A 12,812-nucleotide genomic window follows, 5' to 3' on the forward strand; every position below is an offset into this window, starting at 1 on the left:
CCCCCAACCCCCTCCCCGCAGGCGGGGAGGGGAGACAAAGCACAGCTTTGGCGGGTTGGGGTTCTTCGGGTTTAATAAGCAATCAAGCGAACATGATATGACTAATGACGAATTTGTTTAATCGGAATTTCAATCCAAAATTCTGTACCTAACCCCGGCTGAGAATCACATTTCAACACACCACCATGTTTATCTACAATAATCTGGTAACTAATTGATAAACCCAAGCCAGTGCCTTTTCCCACTGGCTTAGTTGTGAAAAATGGATCGCAAATTCTTGCTCTGAAAGCTTCGGGTATTCCTGGCCCATTGTCTGCAATGCGAACTACTACGCTCTTGATATTGCCTTCAAGTTCTCCAAGAGCAGTACGGATAGTAATTTGACTGCTATGAGATTTTGATTGAGATTGCGTGTAATCTTCTAAAGCATCGATCGCATTGCTTAAAACATTCATAAATACCTGATTTAGCGGCCCAGCATAACACTCTACTAAAGGAAGGTTAGTATATTCTTTGACTAATTGAATCGCTGGACTTTCTGGTTTTGCTTTCAAGCGATGCTGCAAAATTAGCAAGGTGCTATCAATACCCTCATGAATATCAACTGGTTTTTTTTCTGCTTCGTCAAGGCGAGAGAAATTCCGTAAACCCAAGACAATCTGCCGGATGCGATCGACCCCAATTTTCATGGAAGATAGAGTTTTGGGCAAATCCTCAATGATAAATTCTAAGTCGATATCAAGTGCGCGATCGCGAATCTCAGAGCTAGGGTTGGGAGCATTTTGCAAATAGAGGTCTAATATACCAAGTAAATCTTTAGTGTAATCGTTGACATGATTGATGTTGCCATAAATGAAGTTCACCGGGTTATTAATTTCGTGAGCTACACCAGCTACCAATTGACCTAATGAGGACATTTTCTCAGTTTGGATCAGTTGGGTTTGAGTTTGCTGTAAATCATGCAAAGCTTGAGCCAGCTTTTGAGTCTGCTCTTTGGTTTGATTATGTAATTGCGCTTGTTGGAGTGCAACCCCAAGCTGATTGGCAATTTGAGTAATAAACTTAATTTCCGAAGCTTCCCAATGGCGGGGTGCAGAATTCTGGTAAGCTGCTAATAAGCCCCATAGCTGTTGCCCGATAAATATAGGTGCGATCGCATAAGCTCTTGCTTGAATTTGCTCTAAAACTGCAACGTGGCATTGAGAGTGGCCAACTTCATAGATATCATCAACTGCAAAGGTTTCATTGTGACGATATCGCCCACCTTGGGTTTCCTGTAAATAGCTATCTTGCCAAACTGTATTAGTATTAGAATTTACTAACTTTATCCAACTATCACCCACAAACTCGGCGATATATTCACCACTCCAATCAGCCTCGAATCGGTAGACTGCAACTCGATCTGCTTGTAATGATTTACAAATTTCTTGAGTAGTTGTCTGAAAAATCGCATCTAGATCGAGAGATTCCCTAACTTTCGCCACAACTTCAAACAATACCCGTTGTTGTTCTGCTGCTTGTTGCAAATCTAATGTCTGCTGTTGTGTCTGAGTGAGTAAATCAGCTTGCTGAAGTGCTACGCCCATTTGAGCCGCAATCTGACTGAGAAAATTGACTTCAGAAGTTTTCCATTGCCGGGGGCCAGTGTGTTGATAAGTTGCCAGCAAACCCCAAAGTTTTTGCCCAACAAAAATCGGCGCAAGCACAAAAGCGTGAATTTGAAACTGCTCTAGATTGTCGATATGACACTGAGTAAACCCCATCTTGTAAATGTCATCGACTGCAAATGTTTCATTGTGGCGGTAACGTCCTCCTTCTGTATCTTGTAAATAGGTGTCATTCCAAATTGTATTAATACCCAGTTCCGACTCATTCGACCAGTATGGACTAGCAGCCTCGAAATCCCCGACAAATTCACCACCCCAACTAGAATCGAAACGATAAACAGAAACGCGATCGGCTTTGATTAATTGACAAACTTCTTTAGTTGTCGTCTGAAAAATCGTATTTGTGTCTAAAGATTCTCGAATCTCAGCAATAACTTTAAACACAGCTTGTTCTTGTTCAGCTGTGCGTTGTAACTCAGCGGTGCGTCTTCTAACTTGTTTTTCTAAATTTTCATTGAAGGTTTGCACTTGTTGGTACAATTCATACTGCTGGATTGCTGAAGCAAAATGTTTACCAAGGTTTCTAGCCAGTTCAATCTCTTCAATTGTCCATTTTTGAGCTTGTGCTGTTTTAGATTCGCGCCAAACCTCAAAAGATCGTCGGGGGTACAGTTGTCTTTGATCGCTCTCATGCTGCCCCGCCCATAAAGTTTCTATGTCTACTTCATTGCGGAAAATACTTAAGTAGCCCAACAACTGCTGACGATACTGGAGTGGGATCATCAACACGCTGCGAATTTTAGTTGGTTGAAAAGCGACTTGTAAACTTCGCAAGCCAGGAGTGTTATATATATCTGAAATCGCCCAAACATCGTATTTACTAGACTTGTAGTATTCTTGCCAGACACTATACTGCTCGATCAGTGGATATATAGTTTGTTCTGGCATTACAGGTTGCTGTCCACAGATATAAAGCTTGATACAAGTATTTCCTGGTATTAAGCATTCTGTTAAGCTGGTGACGTTGCCATTGTGGAAATCAAGAGCTTCATTTCTAATGCAAAGCCTGCCACCAACACCGTCAAAGGCAGCAACAGCCGCTTCTAGGGCTGGCTGTAAGACAATTGTTGGTAGTGAATGTAGTAGGGTAGCAATGCGGTTAACGATCGCTTCTCGTTCGGCTGTTTTGCGAACTTGAGTGTGAAGGGTACTTTGAGCGATCGCTATTGACAGCTGCTCGACTACCATTTGTATTGCTTCTAGCTCATATTCTGAAATCAAACGCGCTTCAGAATTATGAGAAACTAGCAACCCCCAAAGTTGCTCTTGATAGAGAATAGGCGCTACTACAGAAGATTTTACCCCCATTGCCGTCAAATATTCAATATGGCATGGGTCTACAGGGCGGTAATGGATCTCCTCTGAGATAGTTTCTCCATTATCCAAGTCACACAGGTGAATTTGACCAATCTCTTTAGTCTCAACATTCACAACAGAACGCACCCGTGATTTGATAAATAGTTCACGGGCATCGGATGGGATGTCATCGTAGGGAAAATTTAACCCCAGTAGCGACGGCAAACAATTTTTATTAATCGATTCAGCTATCACTTGACCACTACCATCGGGATGAAATTTGTAAATCATCACTCGATCAGTTTTTAATAGCGATCGCACTTCTGCTGTTGTCACTGTGATAATTTCTTCTAACTCTAAGCTGCGTCGGATACGGTTTGTAATGCGGCGTAGTAAACTTTCTTCATCGCTACATAAGGGCAAATCTTGTTCAGGATTAGAGGTCATTGTTTATAGCAAAATAAATTAATAATTTGAAAACTGGCATAATTAAATCTAAAGACATTGTGAAATTTATTTCATCATTTTGTCTTCAGTAAAACTACGGTCAAATCATTAATAAAAATATTTTTTTGGCTTTTATTAAAATTCACCAAAATATCATAAAAACAGACGCTAAAAAGATTGCGTCTGTACTAGCTACAAGAGAAATTTCTTGCTTTTTAGTTTTAACTTTTTGTTGACAGACTAATGTTCAACAAAATTAAACTCGTGTGTTCTAAGCAAAGCGGATTTTTAGATAGTCATTTTCCATCTTTGCTCCGGCTGGTTGTAGTGCTGCTAAGGCTTGTGGCAAAACTAAGTTACGACGATGGTTGCCAATAGTAATGTTTAATTCGTCTCCAGTTTTACTGAGTTGAACTTGGTCTTTAGGAATACCCGGTAAGTAAAGTTCTAAGCTGTATTGGTTTTCCTCTTGCACTACTCTAAGAGTTGTTTCTTTGTAATAAACCTGAGTTGGATCTTCATCTTTATAAAGAGTTTCTTTCAGGCGTTCTAATGAAGCTAATCCACACATTTCCTCAGAAAATAGGGGAACTTCTTTCACAGGCAGAGGGTGAAAATCATCATGAATTTCTCGGCGATATTGCTCCTGGCTTTCCTTCCAACGTTGGAAAAATGGATCTTGAACTTCACTTGGAATAATCCGATTCGCCACGACTAAATCTGTTGCAACGTTATATAAGCTCAGATAAGCATGGGCACGAAGTGACTCTTTAATCACCATTTTTTCGGGATTAGTGACAAGACGCACTGAGGTTTGAGTATTATCTGTTAATACTTTTTCCAGAGCTTCAATTTGTTCATAAAACTCATAAGGTGCATCCATTACTTCTTTATCAGGTAGCGAAAAACCAGCAATTGGTCTAAACAAAGGTTCAACTAGGGGTCGAAGTGCTACCGAGATGTTTTGAAATGGTTTGTAGAAACGGCGCATATACCAGCCACCGACTTCAGGTAAACTCAGCAAACGCAGTGCTGTGCCTATGGGGGCTGAGTCGATAATTAAAACATCAAACTCACCTTCATCGTAATGGCGTTTCATCCTTACCAAACCAAAAATCTCATCCATCCCTGGTAAAATTGCCAATTCCTCCGCTTGTACGCCATCTAAACCCCTTGCCTGTAAAACTTGGGTAATATAACGTTTCACAGCACCCCAGTTTCCCTCCAGTTCTTGCAGCGCATCCAGTTCAGCACCCCACAGATTTGGACGGATTTTTTGGGGTGCGTGTCCCAGTTCCATATCAAAACTGTCTGCAAGGGAGTGGGCGGGATCTGTACTTAAAACCAACGTCTGATAGCCTAGTTCCGCACAACGCAGCCCAGTTGCAGCAGCGACGGAAGTTTTGCCCACGCCGCCTTTACCAGTCATTAAAATTACACGCATAGATGCTTTTATCCTGCCTGAGATTTTTTTACATTTATTTACATTATCGACTGTTTAAGGAAAATAAATGTTGTTTCAACACGTCTAGGCATTATTATGAGTGTTTACCCTAACTCATCCGTTGGGTTTTGCTGCAATAACTGATCGAGCTTAGTTTCCAGTGCTGAGAGTTTTTTAAGAATTGTGGGGCGATCACCATCAATAGAAATTAGTAGATTGGTTATTCTCTCTTGTATATTCGTTAATTGTGCTACTGCATTCTGGATTTGAAGCATTCCTTCTCGGAGTTCTTGGCGTTCTTGTCGTGCTTCCGCCATTTCATCTAACATAGCTTGGACTGTTTTAGCATTACTCTCAATTAGATGTTTGAGTTCTTTATCAGTCATTGCGATCGCGCTTTGAAGTTGAGTTTATTATTAACTCTAAAGTATTGAGGGATTTTGTTTCAATCCCCGGTAGGGCTACCGTGTATACACAAGTCTTGTCGCAGCCATATCTTTATTAATAAATCTCGCACTGCGTTCCCATCGCGCCTGGGAATAAATTCCGAGTCTCATAGCCCAAGTCCACTTAAGTGGACTAAATTGATTATTCAGTCCACTTAAGTGGACTTCAGCTATTAGCCCTGAACTTTAGTTCTGGGCGGAATATCGGTAAGTATGACAGCTTAACTCTGACATCTGACAAAAATGTGGATAAAAGAGTTGAAACGTATGTGGAAAGCACTTGTGTGTACACCATAGGCTCTTCGGGAGGGGAGACGAAGCGTAGCTTTGGTGGGGTGGGGTTCTTCGGGTTTAGTAAGTAATCAAGCGAACATGATATTACTCTTTGTAGTGCTAACTTTGGGTAATTTTTAGCACTACAAAAAGTGAAGTGTTCTTGTTGCACTTGAGATAACCGACTGCTGCGGTTATCAAGCCCTCATCCCACTCCACAAGATTGGATAATTTATTTGTTGGAAATTCTTAATTCACTGTCCCAAGTACATTTTGCTGTAGAGGAACGCCACTAAAGGCAATTTCCTCAACATTCAAGACATTCAAGGTAAATTGATCCCGCTTAATGGTGTAATTGTTGGGGCTGCCTGTACCCGTAATAATATAATCACTTTTGAAATTAGACAGAATTAGCTTATCCGATCCCGATCCACCATCGAGCGTGGCATTACCGTAACCAACATCAAATATGTCGTCGCCACCTCCACCCTTAATCAAGACATCGGCAATAGCGCCCTCTTGGTCTAAAACAGTATTACCGTTAGCATCAATTCGACGGGCTTTGAATTCATCTTTACCGTTTCCGCCATCAATCGTGCCGCCTTGAATACCAACGCTGGCGCCATAGCCAGTAAGGATATCATCTCCTGCCCCTTGATAAATAATGCCATCAGTATTAAGAATACCTGTGCCTTGACTAATGCCACTGCCAATGAGGGTATCGTTGCCATCGCCTAAATTGATTGTGCCACTGTTAACAATGCCTATACCTACACCAGGTGCAAGCTCCACTGGCCCTTGCCCAAAAGGGTCATCAGCGTAGAACCCTGCACCGCCTGTGCCTGTGCCAGAGAGATAGTCGTTTCCCTGCCCAACAGCGATCGTGCTACCCTTGCTGTTGGAGATGCCTATACCCCTACCCGCATAGTACGATCTAAAAGGTTCTTCGCTTGCATCACTCCCCTTGCCGATACCAACAATAGAATCGTTTCCTTTCTCTCCATTAATGTTGCTACCACCACTGTTGAAGATACCTGTACCTTCTCCTCCAGTACTACTAGTTCCACCAGTTCCAGTTCCCTTAATGGAATCGTTCCCTTCTCGTCCATTAATGTTGCTGCCCTCAGTGTTAGAGATTCCTATAGCATTCCCCTCAAATACTCCACTTCCAGTTCCCTCGATAGAGTCATCCCCAAATCCTCCATCAATGCGGCTATCCTGAGTGTTTTGGAGGCCTATTCCACCATTTCCGTCACCTCCCGTTCCGGTTCCCTTGATCAAATCTTTTCCGTCTTCTCCATTAATGTAACCACCCTGAGTGTTAGAGATTCCTGTACCAGGTTGAAAGTTTCTATACCCGGAACCACCACTGCCTGTGCCAGAGATCGTATCGTCTCCACTCCCTGCATTGATGATGCCACTGTTAGCAATGCCTGTGCCTGTGCCACCAGCGTCAGTGTCGTCGCCGCCAGTGCCACTACCCTCGATAGTATCGTTACCTGCTTGAGTATCGATGACTCCGTTTTTTAGAACCTCAATTCCAATTGCTGGGATTGCGTTATCCTCTTGTCCCACCACTAGATCGGAACCAGAAGTGCCTAAGAATGGGGGTAAAGAAACAATTAGTCTGGACATAATATAATTTTCCGCGATTGTGTGCGATCAAGTTTTAAACCCTGAAAGTCTTACTCTTTGAAGAAGAATTTTTTAAGTCAGAATTTCAGCAGTTTGAAAAGTTTTCGTATCTAATCAAAAATTCGGGGTAAGCAATTATTCATTATTCTGCTGTCCACGATTTTCCCATTGGGATTAAGAGAATATTTCTGGCGAATAATAATCAGCAGTAGTTTCTAAACAACGGTTAGGCAATGCCAGATCAAGTAAACGACAATTCATTTTCATCAAGCTAGTACCTGTTTACTTTACGCTGGACGCACAAGTTTTATGCAGAGCCAGCCAATTTTTTATAAAAGTTCATAAAAAAATCCTGCCTGATAATTTCACAACATCGTGCATATTGATTTATCAGTTCCGGCTCACACCATAAATAAATTATGATCAGTTACAAGATTTAGATAAAGCACAGAGTGAGTATAGATTAGCCGCGCAGGGAAATTTATCAATTGCATATAGTGTCACCCAGCAAAGTTGTACCACCTTCACAACAAACCAGTCGCAGCAGGGAAAATTTGCAATATCTTGGGAAAAACTTTCATATACTCATCAATAACCAGAACTATTGCCAAAAAAATCTTGTCCAAGAATAAGTTATACTCCAAAGGTTTTAGAGATGATGAGCAACACCAATATAATCAACATAGTATATGTATGTTTATTCCTCTTTCTGATGATTGCCTTGTTTCAAATGCTAGCAAGGCAGATTCAGACAAATTCTTTCCCCGTAGCTGAACAGCAGGTAATCAGAGTTTTATTTATTGGCAACAGCTATACATATTTCAACGATCTTCCTTGGTTAACACAACAGTTGGCTGCTTCAGGAAAAGAACCTAAAAAGTTAGAAACTGAAATGGTTGTGATTGGTGGAGCTACACTTCAAAACCACTGGAAACGTGGTAAAGCACTCAGACTTTTGAAAGCAAAACGATGGGATTACGTAGTACTGCAAGAGCAAAGTACTTTACCAATTACTAATCCCAAGGAAATGTACAAGTACGCTACTCTGTTTGATGCTGAGATTAAGCGAGTTAATTCCCAAACAGTGTTTTACTTGACTTGGGCAAAGCAAAATCAACCAGAAACGCAACAGATATTGACTGATGCTTACATGAACATTGCTCAAGAACTGAAAGCTAAAGTTGCACCTGTGGGAATAGCTTGGCAAAAAGTTCAAGAAGCAAATCCGAAATTAAACCTTTACAGTTCCGATAAAAGCCACCCTAGTCCGATTGGATCGTATGTCGCAGCGTGTGTATTCTATACAACATTTTACGAGAATAGTCCCGTAGGCTTGAGTCGTCGTATATGTAGTTGCGATTCTAGTAACCCACAAGAAAACAATAGAATTGAGTTGGAAAGTTTAAGTAAAACAGATGCCCAAATCATTAAAAATTTGGTTTATAGCATCGTCATAAAAATATAAAGATAACCTTTTATATATATTTAATTAGCGAATTTATAAAAAAGAAAATATGCACTTAATTGCAAAGTTTTTTATCTACTAGCCTAAGAGATTGCTCGAATTGCTGTATTCAGTGCTTTTTCTACAACTGCGGCTTTACATAACTTTATGAAGGTAGTACGATTTAGGGTAATTACCACGTTAGTTTTTTGGGGTAGGTGGGTAGTATAAATTACCTAAAAACTAATTTGGTATATAGCGATGTTCAAGACTCAATTATCAGAATCCCGTGCTTGGGGGGAACTTAAGACCTCAAAGTTGATGGATTGCCATGTTGGGGCGATCGCAGCTTTAATTTTAATTAGCTTACTGAGTTCATTGAGTGGAACACCATTTGACCATAACATCTCTAACGCCTGGGAAGCCTTTGTCTGGGGATTGGCAGATCCAGTAATTAGTTTAAATTGTTTAGTTGGTATTGTTGCAATTGGCTTACTCTCATCTGTGTTTGTTCGTGGTGCTGCGATCACTGGATGTTTTGTCTTGGCAACAGTTTTGGGCATTGTAATTCATATATTTCAGCTAAATTTACCAGGCACAGAAATAGCGATCGCCATTTCTACCATTGTTTTTGGTACTATGCTGATGATGCCAAATCAACTAAACTTTCTGGTGCTTGCTCTGATGGGCATCAGTGCTGGTTTATTTCAGGGTTACGCTAATGCTGAATCTATTGTTAGTGCAGGAACGATATCAGTAGTTGCCTATATACTAGGTATTACCTTAACTCTGTTTGCCGTTGCCATGAGTTCTAGAGAAATTGGTGTTGGGATGGGTATGGGAGAAATAAACCGAATTTTACCCTGGAAAATCAGCCTTGCTGGTTTTGCTTTGTGTGCGATCGGCATCGTATTTTTGAGCAATTCGCTTATTTAAATCAGATATTTCAATACAGTGGAATACATTCATTCGTGGGGGCGTACACATAGCTGTGCGCCCCCACTGTGTTTTCAGACTGGATAAACAAGCAATAGACCTCTTGCAAAAGTTCTTTTTGCAAGAGGTGGGAAAAGGGTGCATGTTAAAGGGGAAAGGGAAAATAACAAACCTTTCCCCCTTTTCCGGACAAATGCCAAGAAGTCTATTCTAGTGAATAAGTTGATGCACCTCTGCGCTAATCTAGAGGCTAGATATAAATATAAGGTTATGACACCTGAAGAAATTGCGGGTACGCTCACAGAGTTATTTGACACATCGGCTGTTGCTACGACTGCTCCCGGATCGTGGCAAGTAGACACTTCTACTTTTCGGCTGTTGGTGCTGCTTTCCGAAGATAATACTTGGCTGCGAGTTTTACTGCCTATTCTGCCCATCCAAGAAGCCCAACCCTTTTTAGAACAGTTTCTAGAAGCCAACTTTGATGATACTCAAGAAGTACGTTACGCTTTGTATGAAGGGGTAATTTGGGGAGTATTTCAACATCACAGTGATACTTTAGTGAGTGCAGATTTGTCCAATGCAATCAACCGACTTGTATCTCTACATCAGGCTAGATTAGATAATGTCTTTAATCAACTAGTTGAAAGCCGCATCCGGCAAATTATTCAGGCAGCAAAACAGCAAGGACAATCTCTGCAAGCTACCATGCAAAGCTTAGAACGTTTTTACGCTGAAGGAATGATGGGCGAAATAAATCAAACTTCACAAGGGCGAGAAGAAGTCCTAACTGCTTGGCGGCGTCAGTTAGAACGTTTATGGAATGAGGGTTAATTTCTATTTTTAAGTTTTGATATTAAACCAATTTACAGATATATTTATTTATCATGGATATCATTAAAATACTCAAAGAAGACTATCAAAGATTCCCAATTAATCAAACTTACAGCATTTATGCCCCAGAAGTTTATTTTCAAGACCCGCTGAATAAATTTCGTGGTGTTAAACGTTACAAAGAAATGATTAATTTTATCCAAACTTGGTTTTTAAATCCCAAGATGGACTTACATAATATTCAACGTTTAGGAGACACAATAAAAACTGAGTGGACACTCAGTTGGAATACTCCTCTTCCCTGGAAGCCACGGATCTCTATTCCTGGTTGGAGTGAATTAGGTCTTAACTCTGATGGTTTGATTATTTCCCATATCGATTATTGGAACTGTTCACGCTTAGATGTGGTGAAGCAGCATTTTTTCTCTTGAAAAAGTGGATAATTAAAATAATATAATTACCGTCAAAATCTTCATGGTTTGTAGTGAGGACTTTAGTCCTCTCTGACGAGATACTACGCAAACAAAATCAGGACTTAAGTCTTCCTATCACACTATGATGTAACAACGAAAGCCATTAATTATTATGATGGGTACAAAAAATCCTGAAATATCTGCTGAATTAACTATATATACTACAGAATTTGTATAAGATACTTTCCCTATGAGGAATTGTCCAAATCTGGGAGGGTGTTTTCACCATAATTGTTGTGAAAATGAGCTTGTGTACATCTTAGCGAATTAGGTAAAAACGCAAGCGACCAGGGAAGGGAGCAACGCGATTTTGTGAAGTCGGATCAAAAATCAGCGATCGCTAAAACTTAGATTCTTGTTCCGCCGCGCCTGTTGCCCAAAATGAATTTTCTCTAAATTCTGCGATCGCTAATCAAACACAGGGGCAAGTAGAACAAGGTTATTCTGCTTGCTTGTCAGTAGAAAACCAAGTATCTGGTGTTGAAGTAAAAAGCTCCACCCAAGGCACTCGTTCCGCCGCACCCGTGCCAAATCCTGAAAGATGGTCGCATCAGGCGATTGTAGCGAGGGCAAATGCGCGATCAGAGCGTATGCAGAAACTGAAAGTGGCTCTTAATTTGGGGCAGAATCCGGGTTTCGAGTACTTGCATGAGTGTTGGGATGATCCTGCTTTGCAGATTGTGATCAAGAAATTGGTGGTGAAGTATCCGCAGTGGGGGATTGCTTGTGTTGATGGGGTATTGGTTGATTGGGAGGGGTAGCGATCACTCTCAGTAATCTGATTTTTTTCAAAATGAGAATTGCTTTTCTATAAGGCTTTTCATCAAAAAGCATGACTTCGTAGTGTTTCTGATGGCAACTCACCAAACATTTCTTTGTAATCTTTGCTAAAGTGTCCAGCGTTCCAAAATCCCCACTGGTGTGCTACCTGCATCACTGTTGTGATCTCAGAATAAGAATCTCTCAAAGTGCGGCGTACCCCATTGAGCCTTTGAATTTTCAAATAAGCCATTGGACTTAAACCAAAAATATCTTGAAAGCCATAATATAAGGCGCTACTGCTAGTTCCTAATTCGTCGCACAGTTGTTTTAGGGTTAGAGGTCGATCGCTACAGAACTTTGTAATCTCTTCGGCTTTTTTGACAAGGGAGAAACGCTGAAAAGTTTTTGGACTGTGCTCGGTTTTGCAGTGCGCTCTTTCCCAGCGTATTTATCAGCAGTGGCAAAAAATCTTCCACGATCAGGGATTGCATCTGTGTCTGCATTAATAATGATGGTTCCTCGATCAACATTTGAGCTATTTGCTGATAGTAAGCCCTCAAATGGCGTAATGAGGAGGGATGCAAACGGATTAAATTTTGCTTGAGAAACTTTTCACCCAAGTCGTATCCCATTTGTTCAGCTAGGGACTGAAAAATCAGCAAGTCAACACTTGCCATAACGATATGAGCGTCTTTCTTTGTAACAATATCGGTTTCTCGCTCCCGATCAAACCCAAATATATCCTGTTTTTTAATCGGGCAACCATGAGACAGTACCTGTGTTTCTCCAAATTTAAGTGAAATCGCAAATGTGAGGTCACGAGGAGACTTTGGCCCCTCTGCTCTAAAGCCTTGATTATGATTAACCTGGGTAAACTTCAGACCCCTAAAGTCTGCAAAATTAATACTCCCCACAAAAAGTCCTGGAGTTAACTGGTTGCTAGTAACATTCAATGGCTTGATAGCTTCAGCATAAGCATCAATATCATTAAACTGACGAGTAATCACCAGAGGCTTAGGGTGAGAGTCGTTGTTTGATATGACAGACATAGATTTGGATTATGGTTGAATAAAATCACGTAATCGTGAGTTTTAGCCAGCTTTCAAGACATATATGGCATCATACACTCTCTAATGGTGTTTATTTAGATATGCA

The 12,812-nt window shown here is 40.8% G+C and carries 11 protein-coding genes; 5 read left to right on the plus strand and 6 right to left on the minus strand.

The features are described from left to right. Positions 1-101: 101 nt before the first annotated feature. From QUD05_RS07335 to QUD05_RS07350, 4 genes are all read right to left on the minus strand, one after another. Positions 102-3,410 carry a GAF domain-containing protein gene (locus QUD05_RS07335; protein ID WP_289795489.1) on the minus strand — a complete coding sequence of 1,103 codons (3,309 nt, stop codon included), beginning with the start codon at positions 3,408-3,410 and terminating at the stop codon, positions 102-104. A 271-nt stretch (positions 3,411-3,681) separates the two neighbouring features. After that, entirely contained in the window at positions 3,682-4,854 is a 1,173-nt protein-coding gene (locus QUD05_RS07340; RefSeq protein WP_289795490.1) for a TRC40/GET3/ArsA family transport-energizing ATPase, read from the minus strand. 104 nt (positions 4,855-4,958) lie between these two features. After that, a complete protein-coding gene (locus QUD05_RS07345) occupies positions 4,959-5,240 on the minus strand; it encodes a hypothetical protein (protein ID WP_094350381.1) in 282 nt (93 codons plus the stop codon). A 582-nt stretch (positions 5,241-5,822) separates the two neighbouring features. Further along, a complete protein-coding gene (locus QUD05_RS07350; protein ID WP_289795491.1) occupies positions 5,823-7,208 on the minus strand; it encodes a hypothetical protein in 1,386 nt (461 codons plus the stop codon). Between the two features lie 730 nt (positions 7,209-7,938). Between QUD05_RS07350 and QUD05_RS07355 the strand changes: the two genes are divergently transcribed. The 5 genes from QUD05_RS07355 (at position 7,939) to QUD05_RS07375 (ending at position 11,656) form a co-directional block, all read left to right on the plus strand. Beyond that, on the plus strand, positions 7,939-8,673 hold the full coding sequence (locus QUD05_RS07355; protein ID WP_289795492.1) for an SGNH/GDSL hydrolase family protein: 735 nt from the start codon (positions 7,939-7,941) through the stop codon (positions 8,671-8,673). 240 nt (positions 8,674-8,913) lie between these two features. Next, positions 8,914-9,588 (plus strand): HupE/UreJ family protein, encoded by a 675-nt coding sequence (locus tag QUD05_RS07360; RefSeq protein WP_289795493.1) that lies wholly within the window; start codon positions 8,914-8,916, stop codon positions 9,586-9,588. Positions 9,589-9,858: 270 nt separating this feature from the next. Continuing rightward, a complete protein-coding gene (locus tag QUD05_RS07365) occupies positions 9,859-10,422 on the plus strand; it encodes a hypothetical protein (RefSeq protein ID WP_289795494.1) in 564 nt (187 codons plus the stop codon). Between the two features lie 53 nt (positions 10,423-10,475). Further along, entirely contained in the window at positions 10,476-10,853 is a 378-nt protein-coding gene (locus tag QUD05_RS07370) for a C6orf136 family protein (RefSeq protein ID WP_289795495.1), read from the plus strand. Positions 10,854-11,347: 494 nt separating this feature from the next. Then, the gene (locus QUD05_RS07375; protein WP_289795496.1) at positions 11,348-11,656 is read left to right on the plus strand and encodes a hypothetical protein; all 309 of its coding nucleotides are present in this window, start codon (positions 11,348-11,350) and stop codon (positions 11,654-11,656) included. A 62-nt stretch (positions 11,657-11,718) separates the two neighbouring features. Here QUD05_RS07375 and QUD05_RS07380 read toward each other — a convergent pair whose 3' ends face one another. Next, entirely contained in the window at positions 11,719-12,105 is a 387-nt protein-coding gene (locus tag QUD05_RS07380; protein ID WP_354666170.1) for a helix-turn-helix domain-containing protein, read from the minus strand. Continuing rightward, positions 12,005-12,706 carry a hypothetical protein gene (locus QUD05_RS07385; RefSeq protein WP_289795497.1) on the minus strand — a complete coding sequence of 234 codons (702 nt, stop codon included), beginning with the start codon at positions 12,704-12,706 and terminating at the stop codon, positions 12,005-12,007. The genes QUD05_RS07380 and QUD05_RS07385 overlap by 101 nt, the downstream gene beginning before the upstream one ends. Between the last annotated feature and the right edge of the window lie 106 nt (positions 12,707-12,812).

The sequence above is a fragment of the Nostoc sp. GT001 genome, from assembly GCF_030382115.1.
Taxonomy (GTDB): Bacteria; Cyanobacteriota; Cyanobacteriia; order Cyanobacteriales; family Nostocaceae; genus Nostoc.

Coding starts and splice junctions, on each gene's coding strand:
- QUD05_RS07335 (WP_289795489.1), bottom strand. CDS start 3,410: ATGACCTCTAATCCTGAACAAGATTTGCCCTTATGTAGCGATGAAGAA.
- QUD05_RS07340 (WP_289795490.1), bottom strand. CDS start 4,854: ATGCGTGTAATTTTAATGACTGGTAAAGGCGGCGTGGGCAAAACTTCC.
- QUD05_RS07345 (WP_094350381.1), bottom strand. CDS start 5,240: ATGACTGATAAAGAACTCAAACATCTAATTGAGAGTAATGCTAAAACA.
- QUD05_RS07350 (WP_289795491.1), bottom strand. CDS start 7,208: ATGTCCAGACTAATTGTTTCTTTACCCCCATTCTTAGGCACTTCTGGT.
- QUD05_RS07355 (WP_289795492.1), top strand. CDS start 7,939: ATGCTAGCAAGGCAGATTCAGACAAATTCTTTCCCCGTAGCTGAACAG.
- QUD05_RS07360 (WP_289795493.1), top strand. CDS start 8,914: ATGTTCAAGACTCAATTATCAGAATCCCGTGCTTGGGGGGAACTTAAG.
- QUD05_RS07365 (WP_289795494.1), top strand. CDS start 9,859: ATGACACCTGAAGAAATTGCGGGTACGCTCACAGAGTTATTTGACACA.
- QUD05_RS07370 (WP_289795495.1), top strand. CDS start 10,476: ATGGATATCATTAAAATACTCAAAGAAGACTATCAAAGATTCCCAATT.
- QUD05_RS07385 (WP_289795497.1), bottom strand. CDS start 12,706: ATGTCTGTCATATCAAACAACGACTCTCACCCTAAGCCTCTGGTGATT.